Annotated in this window: 17 protein-coding genes; 6 read left to right on the top strand and 11 right to left on the bottom strand. The window is 63.5% G+C overall.

Annotation, left to right across the window (positions count from 1 at the left end; translation table 11 throughout):
- Positions 1 to 68: 68 nt before the first annotated feature.
- The 4 genes from MPN20_RS15390 to MPN20_RS15375 form a co-directional block, all read right to left on the bottom strand.
- Complete coding sequence (locus tag MPN20_RS15390) at positions 69 to 1,988, bottom strand: MDR family MFS transporter (RefSeq protein WP_242783552.1); 1,920 nt, start codon at positions 1,986 to 1,988, stop codon at positions 69 to 71.
- Positions 1,985 to 2,830, bottom strand: a complete 846-nt coding sequence (locus MPN20_RS15385; RefSeq protein WP_242783551.1) for a TetR/AcrR family transcriptional regulator — start codon at positions 2,828 to 2,830, stop codon at positions 1,985 to 1,987. Before MPN20_RS15385 ends, MPN20_RS15390 begins: the two co-directional genes overlap by 4 nt.
- 101 nt (positions 2,831 to 2,931) lie before the next feature.
- Positions 2,932 to 3,729, bottom strand: coding sequence for a carbon-nitrogen hydrolase family protein (locus MPN20_RS15380; protein WP_242783550.1), 798 nt, complete (start codon positions 3,727 to 3,729; stop codon positions 2,932 to 2,934).
- Positions 3,730 to 3,804: 75 nt separating this feature from the next.
- Entirely contained in the window at positions 3,805 to 5,001 is a 1,197-nt protein-coding gene (locus MPN20_RS15375; RefSeq protein ID WP_242783548.1) for an MFS transporter, read from the bottom strand.
- A gap of 118 nt (positions 5,002 to 5,119) precedes the next feature.
- On the opposite strand from MPN20_RS15375, the gene MPN20_RS15370 reads away from it, so the two are divergent.
- The gene (locus tag MPN20_RS15370) at positions 5,120 to 6,799 is read left to right on the top strand and encodes a DUF885 domain-containing protein (protein ID WP_242783546.1); all 1,680 of its coding nucleotides are present in this window, start codon (positions 5,120 to 5,122) and stop codon (positions 6,797 to 6,799) included.
- 189 nt (positions 6,800 to 6,988) lie between these two features.
- A complete protein-coding gene (locus tag MPN20_RS15365; RefSeq protein WP_242783545.1) occupies positions 6,989 to 7,696 on the top strand; it encodes a GntR family transcriptional regulator in 708 nt (235 codons plus the stop codon).
- Here MPN20_RS15365 and MPN20_RS15360 read toward each other — a convergent pair.
- The 6 genes from MPN20_RS15360 to MPN20_RS15335 all read right to left on the bottom strand — a co-directional run bounded on the left by MPN20_RS15360 (position 7,683) and on the right by MPN20_RS15335 (position 16,619).
- Positions 7,683 to 8,408, bottom strand: a complete 726-nt coding sequence (locus MPN20_RS15360; RefSeq protein ID WP_242783544.1) for an aspartate/glutamate racemase family protein — start codon at positions 8,406 to 8,408, stop codon at positions 7,683 to 7,685. The genes MPN20_RS15365 and MPN20_RS15360 overlap by 14 nt on opposite strands.
- A gap of 92 nt (positions 8,409 to 8,500) precedes the next feature.
- A complete protein-coding gene (locus tag MPN20_RS15355) occupies positions 8,501 to 10,108 on the bottom strand; it encodes an NCS1 family nucleobase:cation symporter-1 (RefSeq protein WP_242783543.1) in 1,608 nt (535 codons plus the stop codon).
- A gap of 421 nt (positions 10,109 to 10,529) precedes the next feature.
- Positions 10,530 to 12,083, bottom strand: a complete 1,554-nt coding sequence (locus MPN20_RS15350) for an MFS transporter (RefSeq protein WP_242783542.1) — start codon at positions 12,081 to 12,083, stop codon at positions 10,530 to 10,532.
- 226 nt (positions 12,084 to 12,309) lie between these two features.
- Entirely contained in the window at positions 12,310 to 13,542 is a 1,233-nt protein-coding gene (locus MPN20_RS15345) for an MFS transporter (protein WP_242783541.1), read from the bottom strand.
- A gap of 193 nt (positions 13,543 to 13,735) precedes the next feature.
- Positions 13,736 to 15,115, bottom strand: a complete 1,380-nt coding sequence (locus tag MPN20_RS15340; protein WP_242783540.1) for an LLM class flavin-dependent oxidoreductase — start codon at positions 15,113 to 15,115, stop codon at positions 13,736 to 13,738.
- 163 nt (positions 15,116 to 15,278) lie between these two features.
- Positions 15,279 to 16,619, bottom strand: coding sequence for an MFS transporter (locus MPN20_RS15335; protein ID WP_242783539.1), 1,341 nt, complete (start codon positions 16,617 to 16,619; stop codon positions 15,279 to 15,281).
- Positions 16,620 to 16,944: 325 nt separating this feature from the next.
- On the opposite strand from MPN20_RS15335, the gene MPN20_RS15330 reads away from it, so the two are divergent.
- The 3 genes from MPN20_RS15330 to MPN20_RS15320 all read left to right on the top strand — a co-directional run bounded on the left by MPN20_RS15330 (position 16,945) and on the right by MPN20_RS15320 (position 19,692).
- Positions 16,945 to 17,451 carry a flavin reductase family protein gene (locus tag MPN20_RS15330; RefSeq protein WP_242783537.1) on the top strand — a complete coding sequence of 169 codons (507 nt, stop codon included), beginning with the start codon at positions 16,945 to 16,947 and terminating at the stop codon, positions 17,449 to 17,451.
- A gap of 158 nt (positions 17,452 to 17,609) precedes the next feature.
- Entirely contained in the window at positions 17,610 to 18,866 is a 1,257-nt protein-coding gene (locus MPN20_RS15325) for an Rv2578c family radical SAM protein (RefSeq protein WP_242783535.1), read from the top strand.
- Between the two features lie 70 nt (positions 18,867 to 18,936).
- Positions 18,937 to 19,692 (top strand): DsbA family oxidoreductase, encoded by a 756-nt coding sequence (locus MPN20_RS15320; RefSeq protein WP_242783533.1) that lies wholly within the window; start codon positions 18,937 to 18,939, stop codon positions 19,690 to 19,692.
- Positions 19,693 to 19,883: 191 nt separating this feature from the next.
- On the opposite strand, the gene MPN20_RS15315 is transcribed toward MPN20_RS15320, so the two are convergent.
- On the bottom strand, positions 19,884 to 20,540 hold the full coding sequence (locus tag MPN20_RS15315) for a TetR family transcriptional regulator (protein ID WP_242783531.1): 657 nt from the start codon (positions 20,538 to 20,540) through the stop codon (positions 19,884 to 19,886).
- 183 nt (positions 20,541 to 20,723) lie between these two features.
- Between MPN20_RS15315 and MPN20_RS17580 the strand changes: the two genes are divergently transcribed.
- Entirely contained in the window at positions 20,724 to 23,246 is a 2,523-nt protein-coding gene (locus MPN20_RS17580) for a DUF3533 domain-containing protein (RefSeq protein ID WP_242783529.1), read from the top strand.
- Positions 23,247 to 23,364: the final 118 nt, after the last annotated feature.

The raw sequence follows: 23,364 nt of genomic DNA, 5'->3' as shown, positions 1-23,364 counted from the left end.
TGCCGCTGGCTGGGCTGGGGTGGGGTGCTGGCTGGGGTGGGGTGCTGGCCCAGTTGCACCACGTCAGCTCACTTCAGCCGGTACTGGTCCTTGCTCGGGTCTGCTCCCGGCTCAACTCGGCCAGCTGTGGGCTCCCCGTGGTGGATGGTTCCCGAGTCGACTCCAGGTTCGGGCGCGCGGCCTTCTGCCACGGAGATCGTGCTCAATCGCTGGCCGTGCAACTGGCCGCCCTGGCCGCCCTGGCCGTCGTCGACACCTCGAGTCGGCCCGCCGGCGACACCTGCGGAAGTACCGCCTGCAACACCCGCGGAAGCACCACCGTTGACACCCGCGGAAGCACCGCCTGCCACACGCGTGGAAGCACCACCGGCGACACCTGCAGTGACACCCCGCGAGGGTCCGCCCATGTCTTCTCCATACACGGCCTCACCGCGGGCCACCATTCCGGCGACGTCGGAGAGCTTGAGCTGCGGCAGGAACCACGCCAGGACGAACGCCACGAGGAACACAGGCACCATGTACCAGAACGACGGCGCCAGAGCATCGGCGTAGGCGTTGACCACGAGATCGTGGATGGGCCCGGGCAGTGAGGCCACGGACTCAGGGGTCAGCGAATCGGTGGTCGGAGCACCTGCGCCTGCACCGCCCGCTCCCCCGGCGGGAATCTGCTGCATCGCCTCGGAGATCTTGTCGGCGAGCCGCGACGTGAAGATCGACCCGAACAGCGCGGTGCCGACGGAGGCACCGATCTCGCGGAAGTAGTTGTTCGTCGAGGTCGCAGTGCCCACCATCTCCGGAGCCACGGAGTTCTGGATGACGAGGACGATGATCTGCATGACCAGACCCAGCCCGAAGCCCATCGTGAAGATCATGCAGCCGATGAGAACCATAGAGGTGTCAGCGGTCATGGTCGTCATCCATGCCAGCGCGATGCCGGCGATGATGGTGCCGAAGAGTGGATAGATCTTGTACTTGCCGGTCTTCGACACGATGATGCCCGAGACGATCGAGGTCAGCATGACGCCGGCCATCATCGGGAGCATGAGCAGGCCGGAGCCCGTCACGTCGGTGCCGGCGGCCATCTGCATGAACGTCGGCAGGAAGGCCATGGCGGAGAACATGCCCAGGCCCAGCAGCAGGCCGATGACGGTCGAGAGCACGAACGTCTTGTTCTTGAACAGGTGGATCGGGATGATCGGGTTGCTGACCTTGTTCTCCACGACGACGAAGATGATCGCGGCGACCACGGTGCCCATGATGAGACCAATGATCGTCGGTGAGTCCCAGGCGTAGTCGTGACCGCCCCAGCTGGTCACAAGGATCAGCTGCGAGGTCGCTGCGACCATGAAGATGATGCCGAGGAAGTCGACCTTCTTGTCAGACTTGTGACTTGGCAGCTTGAGTGCGAAGAGTGCGATGACGAAGGCGATGATGCCGATCGGCACGTTGATCCAGAAGCACCAGCGCCAATCCATGTGCTGGGTGAAGAATCCGCCCAGGACCGGTCCGAGCACGCTCGAGATCGCGAACAGTCCGCCAAGTGGACCCATGTACTTGCCGCGTTCGCTGGCGGGAATGATGTCGGCGATGATGGCCTGCGAGAGGATCATCAGACCGCCGCCGCCCAGGCCCTGGAATCCGCGCCAGGCGATGAGCTCCCAGAAATTCTGCGCCATACCCGACCCGAATGAGCCGACGACGAAGATTGCGATGGCGACGAGGAAGATGATCTTCCTGCCCCACATATCGCCGAACTTTCCGTACAGCGGCATGACGATGGTCATCGCCAGCAGGTAGATCGTGACCAGCCAGGCCTGATGCTCGACGCCGTCGAGTTCTCCCACAATTGTCGGCATTGCCGTCGACACGATGGTCTGGTCAAGGGTGGCCACGAACATGGCGGCCATAAGTGCGGAGAAGATCAGGATGATCGTCCTCTTGTTGAGGACCATCGGCTCCTTCTCCACCGGTGCTGTTGCTGTGCTCATGCGGATTCCTCTGCGAAGATCTCTGTTAGTTCGTCGAAAAGCTCTCTGATGACGAGGGCAGGGTCGCCCTCGACTCGGCGCAGGCGCATGAAGGTCGCCTTGATCGCCATCATCGCCAGGGCCGCCAGGGCTTCCGCCTTCGGGGAGACGGGGATGCCCTCGTCCGTGTGGCAGTCGTCGGCGGTCGCCGATTCGTGTGCCGATGCCTTCACTGATTCCTTCGCCGAGGCGGCCCTCGGCTTCACCTCGGATGCGGGCTCCGCACCGGGGCTCGGCTTCACACCCGAAGCGGGCTTTGCTTCGGGGTTCGGCTCACCAGCGTCCGCGTCGAGGCGGCGCTGGATCATCTCGCGGAATAGACGCTCGTTGTTGCCCATCCGCGACATCTGCACCTGCATCAGGGACGGATCGGCCTTGAGTATCTGGTGATAGGCGTGCATCTCCTCGCGCTTATTCAGGCGAGTGCGCACGACTTCGGCGAGAAGCTCGTGCAGATCCGACAGGAGGCGACCAGTCGGTCCTCCGGCTTCGAACTCCTCGATGGCGGGCTGATCCTCGTCGTCGAAGACGGTGTCGGCACGACCGAGGAGGGCTTCCTCTTTGCTCTTGAAGTAGTTGAAGAACGTCCGCCTCGACACTCCGCAGCGTTCGCAGATGTCTTCGACGGTGACGTTGGTGTACCCGTTCTCCAAAGTCAGCTCTATCGCCGCCTGGCGCAGTGCCTGGCTGCGCTGCCGCTTCTTCCGCTCGCGCAGCCCTTCGGGCTGCTCACTGTTCTCATCGGCGACCCCGACCGCGTCCCCGCGGGGACGCGTCGATTCGCCTGCTGGTATCGACTGCATACCATCATTATTGCACTAGGTGCATTTTTGCCTCAAGTGCAAAGTTGGTGTTTTAGGGCACACTCACAGCGGGGACACACCATGAACCCGATTTGGGCGCCTCAGTAGCCGAGCTTCGCGTTCGTCAGCACGGGAATCGCCTCGGCGGCCTTATCCGCGCCGGCGAGATCGAGCTCGACGATCTCCAAAGCCTCTCCGCCTTCAAGCGAGGTGAGCACATGGCCGAACGGGTCGGACACGAGGCTGTGGCCGACACCGGTCGGACCCTTCTTCGGGACGGCGACGCCGGTGACCTCGGGATCGGCCTGGCCCACGGCTGCGATGAACATATTGCTGTCGAGCGCGCGGGCACGAGCAAGCGTCTCCCACTGTTCGACCTTCCCCGGCCCCGCACCCCACGAGGCGGAGACGAGAGCGAGCTTTGCGCCTCGGCGACTGAGTTCCGCGAAAAGCTTCGGGAACCGGATGTCGTAGCAGAGCGCCAGGCCGACATCGTTGCCGTCGACGGTGATGACCACGGGCTCCTCCCCTGCTTCGACGGTGTCTGACTCCTTGAAGCCGAACGCGTCGTAGAGGTGGATCTTCGCGTAGTCGCTGCGCTCACCCGACGGCGAATACACGGCGAGGAGGTTGATGACCTTCTCATCGGTCGCGGCGAATTCTCCGACGATGACCGTCACTGAAGTCTCTGCGGCGAGTTCGGTCATCGCGGCACGCCAGGAGTCCGTCCGCTCTCCGGCGACGTCGCGCAGGCCGGGGCCGAACGCAGACATCGTGGCCTCGGGGAACACGACGAAGGCAGCGCCTGCCTCGGCGGCGCGGCGCGTATAGTCCCTGACCTTCTCGAGGTTGCCGGCGACATCGGTCGTCGAATTGATCTGCGCGAGTCCGAATTTCATGCCCTCAGGCTATCGCGCACACCGCCGAGGCGGAAGGAGTGTCCGCGACCTACGGACGCCGACCCTGCCGCATGGTCAGCCGAGGAATTCGCTGCCCGGGCGACCGCCTCGGTGCCGGCCGTGGACGAAGGTGTAGACGATCATGCCGAGGACCACGAGTCCCGCGCAGAGCATGAACATGCCGTTGCCGCCGGTCAGCGGCATGATGGCGCCGAGGATGATCGGCCCGATGCCCGAGCCCGCGTCAAGGAGCAGAAAGAACGAGGAGGTGGCCACGGCCACTCGCGACATCGGCACTGACTTCACTGCGATCGCCTGCATGCACGGCATGAGCGAGCCGAACCCGAGGCCGACGAAGACTCCGGCAAGGATGATGCCCGGCATGGTCGGCCACACGGCCAGCAGGACATTGCCGATGAGGTTGAAGACGAAGACGGGATAGATGACGAAGTTGTCGCCCAGCGCATCCTGCATGCGCCCGACAAAGAGACGGGCGATCAGCGATGCCACGGCGAAGGCGACGAAGAACAGCGAGGCCGCACTCGCCACCCCATTGTCCTCGGCATACCCGGCGAGGAACACGAGAGCCGCAGCGTAGGCGATGCCGACGATGAGCATGATCGAGCCGATGCGCAGACCGGCCGGATCCACCAGTGTCGAGAGCTTGAGGTGCCATTTGCTGCGGCGCTGATAGTCGCTGAGCTCCTGCTTGGGCAGCTTGATGATGAAACAGAGGATGAACGCGACGAGCGACATGAAGGCCGAGGCGGCGAAGAGCATCGGGAAGTCGTAGGCACGCGGGACAACCACGCCCAGGTACGGTCCCAGAGCGGTCGACAGCGTGGTGGCGGTGCCGAAGTAGCCGGTGCCCTCGCCTCGGCGGGAGGACGGGATGACACTTTGGATGGCGGTCATGATCGCCGTGTTGCCGGCACCGAAGGCGATGCCGTGGATGATGCGGATGGCGAGGAGCCAGACCAGGGTGTCGGCGAACATGTAGGCGATGGAAGCGACGATCGAGATCGCCATCGTGATGATGAGCAACTTCCGACGGCCGATGAAGTCGAGGTACTTACCGGTCAGCACACGAGAGACGACCGCGCCGACGACGAACGAGGAAGAGGCGAACCCTGCAGCGGCCTCACCAGCGGAGAAGCGGGCGACGGCATAGCCGGCCATGGACGTCATGAGGAGATAGAAAACCATCGACATGGACAGATTGAGGCCGATGCCGACGACGAAGTCCTTGGTCCACAACCGTGCCTGTGCCACTGAAGATCAGTCTCTCTTTCCGTCGTCCTCGTCCAACCTCTTTATGCTATAGGCTCGGCGAACACCCAGACGCGCTCGTCCACGGTCAACGTGGCGCACCTAATATAGTGTTGACGGCATGACCCCGAAGAGAACTCCCTCGGCCATCGATGCCGTTGCAGAAGAATACGTCGACCGCTCACTCGCCCTCTCCCCGTCGCTGGCCCTGTATCTGGGACTCGACGGAGCGAAGGGTTTCGACGACTTCTCCCCCGCCGGACTGTCCGCACTCAACGACCTCACCGTCGAGACTTTGGCGAAGCTGCACGCTGCGGAGCAAAACCCTGACAAGACTGACCTCGACGACGTCGACCTCGTGACCATCGATGCCATGCGCGACCGGCTCACCGTCGACCGCGACTACTTCGACGCGGGTATCAAGCACGCGAGCCTCAACGTCATCGAGTCCCCGTTGCAGCAGGTCCGCGACGCCTTCGACCTCATGCCCACCGAGACGACCGCGGACTGGGAGACCATCGCCACGACGATGGAAGCCGTCCCGACCTCGCTCGCCGGCTATCAGGAGTCGCTGAGCCTGGCCAAGAGCCAGGGCCGCGTCGCTGCCCGGATCCAGATCGAGAAGGTCATCGAGCAGGCCCGTGCCCTGGCCGCGCCGGGAAGCAATTTCGACGCGCTCGTCGAGACTGCCACCGACGTCCCGGAATCACTTCGCAAGAAGCTCGGCACCCACGCCGAGGCTGCCCGACGTTCCGCATCACAGCTCGCCGATTTCCTCGGCTCGGAACTCCTCCCCGGCGCCCCTGAGAACGAGGCCTGCGGTCGGGAGGCCTATGCCCTCTACTCCAGGGACTTCCTCGGCGCTGAGGTCGACCTCGACGAGACCTACGCCTGGGGACTCGAGGAGCTCGCCCGCATCGATGCCGAGCAGCGTGAGGTCGCCGCGAAGATTCAGCCCGGTGCCGACCTGTTCGAGGTCATGGACATGCTCAACAAGGACCCCGAACGCACCCTGCACGGTTCAGACGGCCTGCGCGAATGGATGCAGCGCACCGCCGACGAGGCGATCACCGAACTGGGCAAGTCCCACTTCGACATCCCAGACCCGATCCGCACGATCGAGTGCATGATCGCACCGTCGGCGACCGGCGGCATCTACTACACCGGGCCGACCGACGATTTCTCCCGCCCGGGTCGCATGTGGTGGTCGGTACCCGAAGGCGTGAGCGAATTCGCCACGTGGCAGGAGAAGACCACGGTCTATCACGAAGGTGTGCCCGGCCATCACCTGCAGGTCGGCCAGGCCACGTATGTCTCCGACACTCTCAACCGGTGGCGTCGCCTGATGTGCTGGGTCTCCGGCCACGGCGAAGGTTGGGCGCTCTACGCTGAGAAGCTCATGGCAGACCTCGGCTTCCTCGACGATCCGGCGGACTACCTGGGCATGCTCGACTCGCAGCGTCTGCGTGCTGCCCGCGTAGTCCTCGACATCGGGTTCCATCTGGGACTCGACGCTCCCGAGAGCCTCGGCGGCGGAACCTGGAACCGCGAGAAGGCCTGGCAGTTCTTGCAGGACAACGTCGCGATGGATCGGTCGTTCCTCGCCTTCGAACTCGACCGCTACCTCGGCTGGCCAGGTCAGGCGCCGAGCTACAAGATCGGTCAGCGCCTGTGGGAGCAGTTCCGCGATGAGGCGAAGGCCGAGTCCGGCGCCGACTTCGACCTCAAGGCCTTCCACACGAAGGCGCTCAACCTCGGCTCGGTCGGCCTCGACGCGCTCGGCCGTGCGATCAAGCGCTGAACAGCGAATACTCATCACAGTCATCGGGGCTGGGGGCTGGACGTTCGGGGCTCGGGGCTGGCGGTTGGAAGCTGGGGCTGGGGCCGGGGGCTGGCGATACTGCCCCCGGCCCGGCGATGCACGTGGGCCGACGATGCCCCCGGCCCGCGGCTCCCTTCCAGCCGGCGCCGACAATGAGAGAATGACGACGTGAAGAACAAGGACACACCACGTTCGGAGACAGTGCGGGTCACAGAGACCCTGCGCAACGAGATCATCGACGGCGTCCGGCAACCCGGTAGCAGACTGGTCGAACGGAACCTCGCCACAGAGCTCGGCGTCAGCCGCGTCCCCATCCGCGAGGCACTCAAACAGCTGGCCTCCGAAGGGCTCGTGACGAATCGACCGAATACGTGGTCGACCGTTCGCGAGTTCTCTCCCAGCGACATCGCCGATCTCAACGAGGTGCGGACGGCCTTCGACGTGCTCTCATTCGAACTCGCAGCCCAGCGACACACCCGCGAGGGACTGGCCAAGCTCGAGGCCACAATGGCGAAGGGCCGGGAGCTGTCGAAAGCCGGCGACGCCGTCGGCGCACACCGGGTCGCTGCGGACTTCCACTCGACGGTCACCGAACTCTCGGGCAATCAGCTCCTCGTCGAGATCGCCGAACTCCTCGACTCACGCATGCGCTGGCAGCTGAGCCAGCATGACGACCTCGACTTCGTCGCAACCGAGCATGCCGAGCTCTACGAGGCGATCGCCCGTCGGGACCAGACGAAGGCCGGAGAGCTCGCCGCCCGCCACCTTGGTACGAGTCAGGAACAGCACGACAAGCACCAGGAGCGCCTCGCGAATGCGGCCGAGGAAGCTCAAGCGGCGAAGGCACAGGGGCCAGACGACGTCACTGACCGGTGAACGGCCACCCGCGCATCTGCTTCGGACGCGCCTCGGCGTAGGTCCGAACCTTCGACGTCTTCAGCCCCAGTCCGACAAGTGATTCGGCGAGTTTGACCGCGGCCGTGACCCCATCGACGACGGGCACCTCGCACCGGTCGACGATGACCTCTTTGAGGTCGGCCATTCCCCCGCACCCGAGGACGATGACCTCGGCACGGTCACGATCGACCGCCTCGGCGGCCTGATCTGCGATCGCCTCCACGGCACGATCGGGTTCGTTCTCGAGTTCGAGGACGGCCATTCCCGAGGCCCGCACCGACGCGCAGTGCGTGTTCAGCCCGGCCAGCAGCAGGCGGTCTTCGATGAGGGGTACCGTGCGGTCGAGGGTCGTGACGACGGAGAACCGGTGGCCAAGGAACATGGCCAGGGCAGCCCCTGCCTCGGTGATGTCGACGACCGGGACGTCGAGGAGCTCCTGCAGACCCTCGCGTCCGTGCTCGCCGTAGCCGGATTGGATGACCGCGTCGAACTGCCCCGGATACTTCATCACGGCGTCCATGACGCCTAAGGCCGCGAGGTAGCTCTCGACGTTGCCCTCACAGGACTCGGCACCGAAAGTCGGGGTGAGGCCGACGATCTCGGTCCCCGCCGAGGCGGCCTCCCGCGCCGCTCGTGCGATCCCCTCGGTCATCGACTCGGTCGTGTTGACGTTGACGACGAGAATTCTCATATTGGGTGTCCGATCAGTCCATGGTGGGGTCAGTGATGTTGGTGGAGTGAGTGGGGTCAGCGATTTTGGTGGAGTGAGTGGATTTGGTGGGATCAGTGGGTTGTGGGGACGGCGATCTCCTCGCCATCGACCTCGCGGAAAGTGAAGTCTCGGCGGGCGATGACGAAGTAGATGATTGCGGCGATGCCTGCTCCGGAGAACCAGGAGAACTCGGAGAAGGCGACGAATGCCGGCACGAGCGCCAAGACCAGTGAGATCGCCGAGGCGGGGATGAAGGCTCCGATCGCGCGCCAGTTGACGCCGTGGTGGTAGAAGTACTCCCCGTCGTTGGCCTCAGTGTAGAGCTGGGGCACGTTGACCTTCGTCTTCCGGATCACCCAGTAGTCGACCATGATGACGCCGAACAGGGGCCCCAGCAGAGCGCCGAGTCCGCCAAGGAAGTAGACGATGACGACGGGCGAGTCGTAGAGGTTCCATGGCAGGATGACGAAGCCGATGATCGCTGAGATCAGCGCCGCGCGACGGAAGTTCAGATGACGTGGGAAGAGGTTCGTCAGGGCGTAGGTCGGTGCCACGAAGTTCGCCATCAGGTTGACCGCGACCGTGAGGATGAGCAGAGCCAGGGACGCCAGCGCGAGCAGGATCGGATTGCCGATGGACTGGACGACGTCGGCCGGTGAGGTGATGACCGTGCCGTCGAGCTCGTACTGGGCGCCGGCCAGGGAGATGACGACGAGACCGAAGACGAGCATGTTGATGGGGATGCCCCAGAAGTTGCCGACCACGATCGAGCCCTTCTTCTTCGCGGCCCGAGTGAAGTCGGAGAAGTTGAGGACGAAGGTGCCGTAGATCGAGACCCACAGGGAACCGCCGCCGAGGATGTGCATCCACATCGGCCACCCGGACAGGGCGCCGTCGCGCGACCAGGAGATCGAGAAGTTCACTCGCGAGAGCATCCAGATTGCCAGGGCGAGGAACGTGACGAGGATGATCGGTCCGGCGATCGCCTCGTACTTGCGGATCATCTCCATGCCGTAGCTGACGATGATGACCTGAACGATCCAGAGCAGAGTGAATGAGAACCAGCCGAGGCCGGAGAGTCCGAGGAACTCCGTGTCGGCCCACGGCTCAAGACTTGGAATGAGCGTGATGAGGAGGACGTTGAGGACGCTCGAGGCCAGGTAGGTCTGGATGCCGAACCAGGCGATCGCCACGATTCCGCGCACCGAGGCGGCCAGCTGAGCTCCGTGGATACCGAAGGCGATGCGGCTCATCACCGGGTAGGGCACGCCTGTCTTGTGACCCATGAAGCCCGAGAGCGTGAGCAGGAAGAACAGCAGTGCGGCTCCGACGAGCAGTGCGACGAGGATCTGCCAGGCACCGAGGCCGAGGGCGAAGAGTCCGAATGCGAAGCCGTAGTTGCCCAGCGAGTGCACGTCGTTGGCCCACAGCGTGAATACGCTGTAGGCGGTCCAGCTTCGCCCTTCCTTCTTGCTCGGCGCGAGGTCCGCGTTGTAGAACCGCGGACTGATCCCGTTCGCCGCCAGCTGCTCGGCGCTCGGCCCCAGCCTGGTGAGTGCGCCAGTGGCGGGTGCAGCGGCGTTGGGTGCAGCGGCGTTGGGTGCAGCGGCGTTGGGTGCAGCGGCGTTGGACCCTGAACTGCCTGATGCGGAAGCGGCAGTGCTCTCGGACTTTGCCATACGGTTCACTCGAATCTGACTGCGACGAGCCGATAGGTCAGATTGGAATACCAAATCTGACTCAACAGCATCGTGCTGCGGATTTTGACGAGCTCAGCGTAACCCGCATCACAGTTGCACCGCAACGGAAATGTGCCCCGAAGCGCTTACTTGAACGCATCAAGACACGGAATCTAGGCACTAACCCTGTTCTCTACGCGCCGCGCTGCCCGACAGGAAAGCCCCTGGAGTTTTGGCATACCATATGTTGCTTCGCCTGATAGTCCGCAGCTTCTGCCGCGCCAGCCGACCACCAGAGTCACAGCCGGCCAGAACTGCCACCTGCACGCGAACCACGCCCGCGGACAGCAATGGGTGCCGCCGGCTGACGACCAGCCGATGGCACCCATCTCGTGTACCCAGTTTCCAGACGTTCAGTCGTTCACACGTGCTCTTCGACGTCCTGTGCCGTCGGATCCCACTTGACGATGCCGACGGCGATCGCTCCGGCCAGCGGTGCGCAGGCGACGATCCAGAAGACGCCGGTGCCCATCGACCCGGCGAGGATCGGGAACATGATGAGTGAGACGATCGAGAACGCGCGCAGAACGGACTGGTTGAAGCCGATGCCGATGCCGCGCAGCCTCGTCGGGTAGGACAAGGTTGCGTAGTTCATGAGGTTGGCTCCGGGCCCGCCTGCCTGGGCGAAGACGAAGGCCGCGAGCATGGCCACGGACACGAGCACGAGTGCTCCGGTCGGGATGCCGACGACTGCCAGCAGACCAAGGGCCACCGCCTGGATCGTGAAGCCGACCAACGTGATCCGGCGGGTGCCGAAACGGTTGACGATCGTCATTCCCAGCAGTCCGCCGATGGCACCGAAGCCGAGGTTGATGACGAGCGAGGCGATGATCGTGACCAGCGGCGTCTGGTGGAACAGGGTCGTGATGATCAGCGGGGTGCCGTAGGCGACCGCGTTGTATCCGAAGGTCGAGAACACGGACACGCACAACGCCACAATCGTGCGCACTCGGTACTTCGGTGCGAAGAGCTCCGCGAAACCGCTCCACTTGCCCCCGCGTCGATCCGCCGAGGCAGTGCCATCAGTGCCAACTGTCCCTGCAGTTCCGGCTGTCCCTGCGGTTGCGGAAGTGCTGGCTTCCGGGGCGAGTTCGACGTTGAGATTGTGATGGGAGCGCATGACGTCGACAGCCGCACGCAGGTCCCCTTGATTGGCGAGCCATTCGGGCGACTCGGCGAGATAGCGACGACGGACGAGGAGCACGATGAGTGCCGGGACTGCACCGAAGCCGACGACGATGCGCCACAGAATCGCGTGCTGGTCGTAGGGCAGGGTGACGAAGATGATGAGAACGATGAGGTAGCCGATTCCAGTCGCGATGTACCAGGCTGGCGACCAGGCGTTGACGCGCTGCGAACGGTTGCCCTTGCCTTTGAGCTTGGAGAACTCGGCGAGGAATGCCATTGCGACGGGCAGGTCGAGCCCGACGCCGATGCCCATGACGAAGCGGAAGGCGATGAGGACCCACTCGTTGGGAGACAGGGCGCAGCCGATAGCGGCGACGACGAAGAACACCATGTCTGCCATGAACAGCTTGTACCGGCCGAAGCGGTCGACGAGGTATCCGCCGAAGAGCGCGCCGATGACGGCACCGACCATGATCGACGCATTGACGAGGCCGGTCATGAATCCGGTGAGCCCGAACTGTTCCTTGATCGAGGTGATGCCGAAGGCCAGGGACGAGAAGTCATAGGCGTCCATGAAGATCCCGCCCAGGGCCAGGATGATCACGGCCTTGGTCTTCGTGCCCTGGGATCCGAACTCGGCAAGAGTCGCGTGGATGTCCGAAGCCGAGCGGATGAGCCGCCGCGCAGTCGGATCAGCTGTGGTAGTTCCCGTCGCAGCATTGCCTGTGCTGGTGCCGGCTGTGTCTGGTGTGTTCGCCGAGTTCTCGGCCTGTTCCGGATAAGTCACAATCGCCTAGTCTGAGGCATCAGCGGGCTCACGCAGCGGAAGCGTGTCACATAGCGTCACGGATCGCATGACGCACTTCACTGAACCCTGGCGTTGCTGTCGTCTTCCCCGCCATAGCGGACTTGCGTGCGAATGAGCCGGCTCCTCGTCAGCCAACACTTCGTCAGCCAACACCTCGTCAGCCAGCACCGACCGATCCGGCACGGGCCCAGCCGATGCCGCTCTCCTACTCCAATTCGACTCCGCGCTTCTCAGGCAGCAGAAACATTGCAAGGAACTGGATCACGTAGATCGCCGGCAGCAACGCCAGCGCGAAACCGAAACCGAAGGAACCGGCAAGAGCAGCGATGACCATAGGGGCCAGACCGCCGAGCGCGCGCCCGATGTTGAAGATGACGTTCTGAGCCGTGGCGCGGATCTCCGTAGGGTACATCTCGGCCAACAGGGCTCCGTGGCCGCCGAGCATCCCATTGGCGAAGGCACCCATGAAGAAGCCGCCGATGAGCAGCGCCGAAGGATCGGTCATCTGGCTGTAGACGAGGATCGAGACGATCGCGCCGGCTTGGAAGATCCAGAAGGCGGGACGACGGCCGAGCCGGTCGGCGACCTGGCCGAAGATGAGGATGCCTGCGAGCATGCCGATGACTGTGACAGCGGTCCACAGCGAACCCTTGGTCACTCCGAGGTCCATCTGCTCGGACAGATAGTTCGGCAGCCACGCGATGATGCCGAAGTACCCGAAGTTCTGCACGGTTGAGAGGACGATCAGGGCGAAGGTGATCTTGATGGTGGGTTTGTCTTTGAACAGCGCGCCGATCTTCGCCGCAAACGAGGCCCGCGCCTGCTGAGACTCGACGAACTTGTCCGGTTCCTCGACGCCTCGGCGGATGGCGAAGGCGAAGAGCGCGGGGAAGAGTCCGATGACGAACAGTGCCCGCCATCCCCACAGCGCGATGACCGGAGCCGAGACCATAGCGGCGGCAAAGACGCCGAGCTGGAACCCCACGCCCACCCACGACGTTGCCCGCGCGCGCTGGTTCGCGGGGACCGCCTCGGCGGCCAGGGCCATGCCGATCCCGAACTCACCGCCGATTCCTATGCCGGCGATGAACCGGTAGGCGGCCATGTCCCAGTATCCCTGTGCGATCGCGCTCAGCCCGGTGAACACCGCGAAGATGAGAACAGTCCAGGTCAGGACCTTGACCCGGCCGAGGCGGTCGGCCAGTGCCCCGAACACGATCCCGCCCAGCACCGCTCCGAACAGGGTGATCGTCGACAGCGATCCGGCCTGGACGTCGCTGAGGCCGAAGGAGACGATGATGCCACTGAGTGCGAAGCTGAGGATCAGGAGATCGAAGCCGTCGAGTCCGTATCCGACCGCTGCGGCGAAGAGCGCCTTGCGTTGATATTTGGGCGCCGAGGCGGTCTCGGCGGTGGTCTTGGGCATCGCTGCGCTCATGCGGGATCCTCAGGTGATCGGCGGATCGGAAAATGGCCGCAGACCATTATCCACAAAAAGTGGCCGGCGGATGAACTGGCAGGTCAACTGCGAGACGTTCATCCACCGACCACGAAGCTGAGCTCATGAGTCAGGGTTCATGAGCCAGGGTTCATGCGCCAGGGTTCATGAGCCAGGGTTCAGGAACGACCGCTCACACGAGCGCGGCGGCGTCCACCCTGAACCCGGCACCCGTGTGATCCTCGGCCAGACGGGGGCCGTTTCCGGTGAGCTGTTCGCGCACCGTCGCGCCTTCAACGGGCTCGGGCAGGAGTCCGCGGCGGCGCAGTTCGGGCGAGACGTACTGTGTGAAGCGTTCGGCGTCGGCAGGGCGGACGGCTGCGGCGATGTTGAACCCGTCGATGTCGGCCTCGGCCATCCACCGCTCGAACTCGTCGACGATCGTGGCTGGTGAGCCGGCGATGACGGGTCCGCGTCCGCCAATGGCGACGAACTCGGCGAGGTCGCGGATCGTCCACGTCCTGTCCCCTGCCATGGTCGTGAAGGAGGCGAGCGCCGACTGGTTTGCGTCGGTGGCGACGTATTCCAGCGGGTCGTCGGGCTTTGCACCGGAGAGGTCGACGCCGGTCCAACCGCCGAAGAGCGAGAGCGCGGATTCGGTGTCGACGTAGCGCGTGTAGTCGGCGAGGCGCTCCTGAGCGGCTTCGTCCGTGTCGTCGACGACGACTGTGGCGAGCGCGAAGATCTTCACGCTGTCACGAGCGCGTCCGCGCTCTTCGAGTCCGTCGCGGACCTTGTCGACCCAGGTGCGCACGATCTGCGGTGTGGGACCGGAGAAGAAGATCGCCTCGGCGTGGTCGAGGGCGAACTCCTGACCGCGCTTCGATGCGCCGGCTTGGAAGAGCAGCGGCGTGCCCTGCGGCCCGGGGGTGGCCAGCGCCTGACCGGGGACGGTGAAAAATTTGCCCTCGTGGTTGATGTCGTGGACCTTGTCGGGGTCGACGAAGACGTTGGCATCCTTGTCGGCGCGCAGGGCGTCGGGGGCGATCGAGCCTTCGAAGAGCTTGTACATGATGTCCATGTACTCGTCGGCGCGGTCGTAGCGCTCGTCGTGGGGAATCTGGCCTTCGAGGCCCAGGTTGCGGGCCGCCGAGTCGACGTAGCTCGTGACGATGTTCCAGGCCACGCGCCCATTGGTGAAATGGTCGAGGGTCGTCAGAGTCCGCGCCAGCAGGTAGGGCTGTTCATAGGTCACCGAGGCGGTCACGCCGAATCCCAGTGTCTTCGTCGCAGCGGCCATGGCCGGGACTGCGACGAGAGGGTCGAGGAGCGGGAACTGGACTCCCCCTCGGTTCGTGACATCGGCGTTGCCGCCGTAGACGTCGTAGACCCCGAGGATGTCGGCGAGGAACAGCGACGAGAACCCGCCCTCTTCGAGGGTCTTCGCCAGGTCAGTCCAGAAGAACAGCTGCGTGAACTCATCGACCCGGGATTCCGGGTGGCGCCACAGTCCCGGCGACTGGTGGACCGGGGTCATCATGTCGAAGGCGTTGAGCAGGATGGGTTTCGTCATCGTGTTTCTCTTTCGTAGTCGGTCAGTGCCACGGTTGGTCAGTGGCACGGTTGGTCAGTCGCACGGGCGGCCAGTGCCACGGCTGGTCAGTGGCAAAAGGTATGAAGTCTCAGTCCAGTTCTGTGTGTCAGTCCAGTTCTGTGTGTCAGTCCAGTCCTGTGTGTCAGTTCAGTCCTGTGTCCTGCACAGCCAGCTCGCGGGCGGGATCCTTCGCCGCGAGTGCAGCGATGAGCGAGAGTACGCACAGCAGGGTGAGATAGCCGCAGATCAGCCACGGCGAGTGTCCGCCGACGACGTAGAGGAGCGCCGCAATCATCGGCATGATCCCGCCGCCGATGACGGTGCCCAGCTGGTAGCCCATGTTCACTCCCGAGTAGCGGACTTCGATCGGGAACTGCTCGGCGAACCAGGCAGCCTGCGGCCCGTAGATCGCGTCGTGGGCGAGGTTCATGCCGAGGATGACGACGATGGGCAGGAAGGCCAGTGGTCCGGCATCGAGGAAGGCGAAGAAGATCCAGCCGAAGACGGCCACGCCGATGATGCCGCCGACAGTCACGCGTTTGCGTCCTACCCTGTCGGAGACCCAACCCCACAACGGTCCGGTGAACAGCCCGATGGCCGAAGCGATCATGACAGCAGTGACCCCGGAGGTCGAATCGCCGCGGTTATCGGCCAGGTAGCTGAGCATGTAGACGGTGATGAGATAGAAGACGCTGTTCTGCGCCAGGCGCAGGCCGATCGTGGTGAGCAGGACGCGAGGGTGCTTGGTCAGCACATCGCGCAGCGGTGCCTTCGCGATGTTCCCCGAGGCCTTGAGTTCCTTGAACTCCGGAGCATCACTGACGCCGAGGCGGATCCACAGTCCCAGCGCCACGAGCAGGGCCGAGGCGAGGAACGGGATGCGCCAGCCGAACGATTCGAACTGTTCGTCAGTGAGCAGGTTCTGCACGGTGAAGAATGCGCTCGTGGCCAGGAGCATGCCGGCCGCCGACCCGATCTGAGTGAAGGAGCCGAAGAGGCCGCGTTTGCGTGCCGGTGCGTGTTCGACCGACAGGAGCGCGGAGCCACCCCATTCGGCACCGGCCGAGAGTCCCTGGACGATGCGCAAGACAACGAGGCCTGCTGCCGCCCACCAGCCGATCGCGTCGAAGTTCGGCACCACACCGATGAGGGTCGAGGCGATTCCCATTGACAGCAGGGAGACGACGAGGAGGGCTTTGCGGCCGACGCGGTCCCCCAAGTGACCGGCGATGATCCCACCCAACGGACGTGCGAAGAATCCGACGGCGAGGCTTGCGAAGGCGGCCAGACTGCTGCCGAGTTCGCTGTGGCTGGGGAAGAACTGCACGTTGAAGATGAGTGCTGCCGCTGTGCCGTAGAGGTAGAAGTCGTACCACTCGATTGTGGTGCCGGCGAAGGCCGACAGGAGGACGCGCTTCTTGCCGTCGAAGGCCCGCCGAGGCGGTTCCTCGGTGATCTTCTCCGTGACGGAGGACTGTGTCATATGGTTCTTCCTCAGTGCTCGGTGCAGTGGACTCACGAGCTGCTTGGTCAGCTTGTTCGAGATCAACTCGACCAATGTGGACAAGGGTCGTTGAGCAATCTAGGGACAGTGCGAGAATCGGTGTCGGCCCACTGTCATTCGATGACTTTCACTGTCACACGAGGACACATGGCCGTTCTTATGCCGGTCAACGCGTGCGAGTTCGCGAAACATTTGCAATGATCAAGGCAACGCACGAGACATTGTTGAGCGGATTCGGCGATCCGGATGCACTCGGGCGATTCCAGCTTTTCCGGGTCGCCCACCGAGCACTGAAGGTGAAGGAATGACCATTTTGGCTAGGACCAGCGCCCCATCCCCGGAGGAGCTGCGCGAGACCTTTTCGCACTTCCCGCAGGGAGTTGCACTCATCGGCGCCGAGGTCGACGGTGCGCCGCTCGGGCTCGTCGCGTCGACGCTGACCGTGGGAGTCTCGCTCGATCCGCCGCTGGTCAGCGTTGCCGTACAGAAGACCTCAGCGACTTGGCCGTTCCTGCGAACTGCACCAGCACTGGGCATCTCCCTGCTTGGGATCCATCAGTCGCACCTGGCCAAGCAATTGGCGTCGAAGGACCGCGCGCAGCGCTTTTCTGGGATCGACCCGGTGATCACCGGCGACGGCGCATTGACGATCCCGGACAGTCCGGCACTGCTCTGGACTCGGCTCTACAGCGAGGTCGAGGCTGGCGATCACACGGTGGCCCTGCTTGAGATCCTCTCTGCGAGCAGCGCCGACGGCGAAGACGCCCTAGTCTTCCACCGCAGCGAGTTCAAGGGAATGAAGGTGTCCTGACTCCCCGCCGGCACCACGGCTCGCCTTCGCACGATCCACCCGGGCACGATCCACCCGGGCACAATCCGCCCCGGCACGGTCCACCCGTGCATGAACCTTCAGCTTCACGTTCAACCAGCTCCCTTGACAGCCTTTAGAACACGTGTTCGAATTAGGGTATGAGATGGGGACAGCAGGGCATTCTCGCGCACACTGGAGCAGCCGAGCAGCCAAGCGCATTCGGCCAGGAATCAGCCGACGACCGGACCGACTCCGACAACCAGTCCCCCACTGGCGATCAGCAGTCCTCGCAGACCTCCCCTCGGCAGCCCGCTTCCACCACCCTGCCGCCCACCCAGCTGCCCACCCAGCTCGAGCCGGCACCCAACCCGACGCCCGAACCACAGGCCCCAGCAACCCCCGAGCTCTTCGGCGTCAAAGGACTCGTTCGCACCGTTCGCACACCGGAATTCTCTGGTATTACCTTTCACGAGGTGCTTGCGAAGTCCGTGCTCAACAAGGTTCCACCGACCAGTTCTATGCCGTTCACCTGGACGGTCAATCCCTACCGCGGATGCTCGCATGCCTGCGTGTACTGCTTCGCCCGCAATACTCATCGTTATCTCGACCTCGATTCCGGCGAGGACTTCGATAAGCAGGTCATCGTCAAGGTCAATGCCCCAGAGGTCCTCGCCGCCGAGGTGGCCAAGCCGAAGTGGTCCCGCGAACTCGTCGCACTGGGCACGAACACCGACCCCTACCAACGTGCCGAGGGCCGTTACGCTCTCATGCCCGGTATCATCACGGCCCTTGCCGAGCAGTCGACGCCGATGTCGATCCTCACCAAGGGCACTCTCCTGCGCCGTGATCTGCCGCTGCTCGCCCGCGCCAAGGAGGATGTTGATGTGGAGATCAGCATGTCGATCGCCATCTTTGATGACGAGCTGCAGCAGACCATCGAGCCCGGCACCCCGACGACCACTGCCCGGCTGGCTACGGTGAAGGCGGCAGCCGATTTGGGCTTCGACGTCTCGGTCTTCCTCATGCCCGTGATGCCGAAGCTCACCGATTCGATGGAGCACCTCGACACCGCGCTCAAGGCGATCAAAGAAGCCGGTGCGTCACGAGTCGTCTACGGCGCCCTCCACCTGCGGCCCGGTGCCCGCGAGTGGTTCTTCTCCTGGCTCGAGCGTGAACATCCTGAGCTTCTGACCCGCTACCGCCGCATGTACGGCTCCTCCTCGTACGCCTCGAAGGAGTACCGAACCTGGCTGGGCAAGCGGATCAATCCGCTCATCGACCACTACGACCTGCGCGGTTCAGCTGATGACGATTACCCCAAGACCCGCCGAGGTGACCCACAGAATCGCTCGACATCTCAATCCCAGCCATTGGCCGCAAGCCTCACTCCCCCACGTCAGGAAGCTTTGTTCTGACGACCGTGCGCACCTGCCTGCCCCATCACGGTCGGGGAATAAGCGCCTCAACCACCGGGTTGACGCTGGTATGAAGATTGAGATTTGGTCAGACATCGCGTGCCCCTGGTGCTATATCGGCAAACGTCGCTTCGAGACAGCCCTTGAGGGCTTCGCACACAAGGACGATGTCGATGTCGAGTGGCGCAGCTTCCAGCTCGATCCCACTCTTCCCGATCAGTACGACGGAACAGAGACCGAGTACCTCAGCCAGGCCAAAGGCATGCCTGCCGATCAGGTCCGGCAGATGTTCGATCACGTCACCCAGCAGGCCGCTGGCGAGGGACTGAACTACGATTTCGATTCCATCGTCGTCGCCAACAGCTTCACCGCTCACCGTTTCCTCCACCTCGCGAAGACTCACGGGGTCATGTCAGAGGCCAAGGAGGCGCTCCTGTCCGGTCATTTCGAACACGGACGCAATATCGGTGATGTCGACTACCTCGCCGAGGTGGGCCAGACCCTTGGCATCGATACCGACGAGACTCGTCGGATCCTTGCTTCGGACGAGTACTCTGCCGAGGTCAAGTCCGACATCGCTGAGGCGCGTGCTCTCGGCGCAAATGGCGTTCCGTTCTTCGTCATCGACCGCAAATACGGCATCTCCGGCGCTCAGCCCCCGGAAGCTTTCACTCAGGCACTCGACACCGCCTGGGACGAGAGCCATAAGCTCACCGTCCTCGCCGGCGGACCTGGAGAATCAGGCGCTGCCGCTGGTGCGGCCGCCGAGGGCAGCAGCGATTCCTACCCGGACGGCGCCGTCTGCGGACCGGACGGCTGCAGCTGAGCAATTGCAAGCACACCGAAACCAGCCTTCGCGCGCTGGTCGGCCCTTCCGTCACACGCCGATGAATCACGCCTTCGCATGCCGGTGAGTTCTGCCCTCGCGCACCGATGCACCCAGCTCTCGTGCGCCGATGAAGTTCAGCGCTAGCATCCTGATGAACTCGGTCCTCGTGCGCTGGTGAAGCTCAGCGCTTAGATGAACGGAACCGCGGGGTACCGCACCGCGCCGTCGGGGGCAGTCACAGGAGCCGCAAGCATGCCCGATGCTGCGTCGATGAGGAATCGTCCCACTTGTTCCCAGTTGCCCTTGTGCGTGCCGTCATTCATCCGCTCCTCCTGGTCGGCACAGGTCCCGATCACCATATGCCCGAGCAGATAGGCCCTCCCGCGCAAGACTCCCTCCGAAATGCCCTCAACCTCCCCGTGGATGAACCTCAGGTCTTCTGGGATGCCGGTCTCAGCCGCCACTGACTTAGCGACCTCCACAGCCGAGGGCACCGAACGCACCTGCGAGATGAACTGCGCACGCCAGCTGGGCCGGGGAAGACTGTCGAAGACCTCGAACAGTGGGCTCAGGCGGCAGCGGACGAAGTCATGGATGCTCGGCGAATCGCCAAGCTCCGCGATGAGTTCGTTTCGGCGCTCCGCCATCTCACTGACATGTCGGTTGAGAATCGCCCGCAGAAGCCCGTCCTTGCCGCCGAAGTGATACGAGATCGCGGAATGATTCGCCGCGCCAGCGTACTCAACAATGCGACGGTTCGACACGGCATCGATGCCGTTGACGGCAAAGAGCTCCTCTGCGGCATTGAGCAGCGCCTCTCGCGCACGATCACTCTGCACTCCCATGTCCCTCGTCTTCCTCATACCCGTCGTCTCTGCACGCACCACATGACCGCCTCGGCACGTATATAGCCATCACCCTGGCAAACAACACTCGATTTCACAATTCTAAGTCACGTGTCTTAAAGTAGACGAGTTCAAGGTGGTCAACGGCGATCACTCGACTTCCCTATTGCCAGGAGGACGACAGTGACCACCCCACCGCCACCGCTCACCCGCCGCGAGGCCCGTGAGTACGAATCGCACGACGATCAGCACGCCAGCCACACCGAACGACATTCTCATGATGACCGGGACGCCACCGACGCGGGCCACAGCACGTCTGCTGCTGACGACGAGGCCGCCGCGGCAAAGCGGGCGAAAGCTGAGCTGATCGGCCGGACAGTCGCAATCTTCATCATGCCGTTGATCTTCGTGGGCATGATGATCACGGGATACCTCGGCACCATGCACTCCCCGACGCCCAAAGACATGCCTGTTGTCGTCGCCGGATCGGAGTCGAAGGCCGCGAACCTGCAGTACGCCCTCAATGGCTCCGAACCGGATGCCCTCGATGTCGACACCGCCGACGATGCGCACACCGCACGCCAGATGGTCTATGACCGCGAAGCCTCGGCCGCCGTTGTCGTCAAGGGTAAGAAGGCCACGCTGTACACAGCCAGCGGCGCCGGTTTGCAGCAGTCGACGACAATCACCGGTCTCGTCATGCCAGCGCTCCACGATGAGGGGCTCAAGGTCGACTCCAAGGATCTTGCTCCGCTGCCGGGCAACGATCCTACAGGTCTGGGCGCGATGTTCCTCATGACGGCGATCGTCATGGCTGGTTATCTGCCCTTTAGCGTGCTGCGCTCGAACTCTCCCGAACTACTGAAGTTCAAACGCATCGTCCCCATCCTCGGGGCTTGGGCTGCAGTCATCGCTGGATTGGTGTGGACTGTCACCTGCCCGATTCTCGACGTCGTCGACGTCAAGGACACGGTTGCCGTACTCGGCGTCGCCTGGCTAGGTGTCTTCGCCATCTCGTGTGTTCAGCTGTTCATCACCCGTATATTCGGCGCCCTGGGCGTGATCTTCGGAATCCTGCTGCTCATGGTCCTCGGCATGCCCTCGTCGAACATGGCGATGCCCGTCTACACGATGCCGCGGTTCTTCCGTTTCACTCACGAGTTCCTGCCGATGCCCGCCATCGGCGAGTCCCTGCGCTCGGTGCTCTACTTCAACGGCAATGGGGTCACCGGGCACCTCCTGGTGCTGGTCATCGGGGCTGTCGTCGGTCTCCTTCTGACGAAGGCCTACGATTACATTTCGCATAAGCGCAATCCCGACCCGAAACCGCTGACGGTCAACATCCCGTCGCTGTATGGAGGTCGGCGCCCGGATTCGAAGGTGCTGCGCTACATCTCGCTGATCGTCTTCCCACTGGCTATGGTCACGATGATGATCACGTTCATGCTCGGCGCCATGGGTTCACCGGCGCCGAAGGACATGCCTGTCACCGTGGTCGGTTCCTCCACTGAGCAGGCTGATGAGACTATCGCCGGTCTCGAGAAGAACATGGGCAAAGACATGTTCGACTTCACTGCCACAACGGATGAGGACGAAGCCCGAGCTCTCGTCAAGGATCGAGATGAAGTCGCTGCTCTCGTGCTCCCTTCTCAGAAGAACCCTGAGTTCGGGCTGATCGCCAACGAAGCTGGAAACAACAGCGCCTATCGTGTCGTCAATCAGATCTTCGACAAGGTCGCCTCAGCGCAGGACATGGATCTCAAGGTCGACAATGTTGCTCCGCTTCCGGACCGCGATAAGAACGGCGTCGTCGTCATGTACGTGGCGATGGGCTGGATCCTCGCCGGTTTCATGGTGGTCATCGTGGGAGCCAATGCGAACCCCTGGAGCCGGCCGCTGAAGAGAATGGTGCCCCTGACCGCGGTCTACGCACCGTTCATGTCCTTGGTGGTCGCTCTGATCGCGGGACCGATCACCGGTGCTGTCGAAGGCCACTTCGCGCAGCTGTGGGGAGCAGGAATCATCGCGATCTTCTGCATCGCGATGTTCGCGATGGTCTTCGAGAGACTCATCGGCATGCTCGCAATCATTCCGGTCATCGGCACACTCATGTTCGCGGGGATGCCCGCCTCGAACGGAGCGATCTCTGAGTACATGACACCGACGTTTTTCTCCACCCTGCACGACTTCCTGCCGATGCCGGCAGCCGTGGAGATCATCCGTTCGATCATCTACTTCGGTGGAGATGTCGTCACCGAACACCTGCAGGTCCTCGGCCTCTGGGGCCTCGTCTCCCTGGCCCTGGTGTTCCTCATCGACAGCATCAAGCCGCCGCGCACCGAGCATGACTTCGGAAATCTCCACCTCGAACAGGAGAGAGAGCGGAACAAGCGGGCCCGGAAGCAGGCCAAAGCGCTCGAAAGGCCGGAGTCGTCGCAGAGTACAAAATCGGGTCAGTACAGTCAGCTCGCTCAGTCGGATCAGACTGTGCAGTCGACGACCGTCGACGACGATCCGAACGGGGCCGTCGCGCCTGCGATGGCACCGACCGCGGGCGATGGCATGAGGAATCGCCCCACCGAGGCGGCCGACCAGGGTGCGTACGACACCGACGCTTTCACGTATGCCGGAGACCGACGATCGTCATCTGCCGATGCCGATGCCGAGTCGTCCGAACAGCGTGAGTGGATCCCCTCCACCGTGTGACCAGCTGTTCCTGAGCGGATGTTCCTGATCAGCTGCTCTCGACCAGCAGGTCCCAGGCCAGCAGGTGCCAGGCCACCTTCGCTGGGACGGGCCATCGCCGAGGTGCTCAGACCACCTC

The sequence above is a fragment of the Brevibacterium sp. ZH18 genome (genome assembly GCF_022748595.1).
In the GTDB taxonomy this organism is placed as follows: domain Bacteria; phylum Actinomycetota; class Actinomycetes; order Actinomycetales; family Brevibacteriaceae; genus Brevibacterium.
This window is presented reverse-complemented; position numbering and strand designations above follow the sequence as displayed.

What these genes read in the sequence shown, in the direction of transcription:
- MPN20_RS15390 (WP_242783552.1), bottom strand. Translation starts at nt 1,988, where the DNA reads ATGAGCACAGCAACAGCACCGGTGGAGAAGGAGCCGATGGTCCTCAAC.
- MPN20_RS15385 (WP_242783551.1), bottom strand. Translation starts at nt 2,830, where the DNA reads ATGCAGTCGATACCAGCAGGCGAATCGACGCGTCCCCGCGGGGACGCG.
- MPN20_RS15380 (WP_242783550.1), bottom strand. Translation starts at nt 3,729, where the DNA reads ATGAAATTCGGACTCGCGCAGATCAATTCGACGACCGATGTCGCCGGC.
- MPN20_RS15370 (WP_242783546.1), top strand. Translation starts at nt 5,120, where the DNA reads ATGACCCCGAAGAGAACTCCCTCGGCCATCGATGCCGTTGCAGAAGAA.
- MPN20_RS15360 (WP_242783544.1), bottom strand. Translation starts at nt 8,408, where the DNA reads ATGAGAATTCTCGTCGTCAACGTCAACACGACCGAGTCGATGACCGAG.
- MPN20_RS15355 (WP_242783543.1), bottom strand. Translation starts at nt 10,108, where the DNA reads ATGGCAAAGTCCGAGAGCACTGCCGCTTCCGCATCAGGCAGTTCAGGG.
- MPN20_RS15345 (WP_242783541.1), bottom strand. Translation starts at nt 13,542, where the DNA reads ATGAGCGCAGCGATGCCCAAGACCACCGCCGAGACCGCCTCGGCGCCC.
- MPN20_RS15340 (WP_242783540.1), bottom strand. Translation starts at nt 15,115, where the DNA reads ATGACGAAACCCATCCTGCTCAACGCCTTCGACATGATGACCCCGGTC.
- MPN20_RS15335 (WP_242783539.1), bottom strand. Translation starts at nt 16,619, where the DNA reads ATGACACAGTCCTCCGTCACGGAGAAGATCACCGAGGAACCGCCTCGG.
- MPN20_RS15330 (WP_242783537.1), top strand. Translation starts at nt 16,945, where the DNA reads ATGACCATTTTGGCTAGGACCAGCGCCCCATCCCCGGAGGAGCTGCGC.
- MPN20_RS15325 (WP_242783535.1), top strand. Translation starts at nt 17,610, where the DNA reads ATGAGATGGGGACAGCAGGGCATTCTCGCGCACACTGGAGCAGCCGAG.
- MPN20_RS15320 (WP_242783533.1), top strand. Translation starts at nt 18,937, where the DNA reads ATGAAGATTGAGATTTGGTCAGACATCGCGTGCCCCTGGTGCTATATC.
- MPN20_RS15315 (WP_242783531.1), bottom strand. Translation starts at nt 20,540, where the DNA reads ATGGGAGTGCAGAGTGATCGTGCGCGAGAGGCGCTGCTCAATGCCGCA.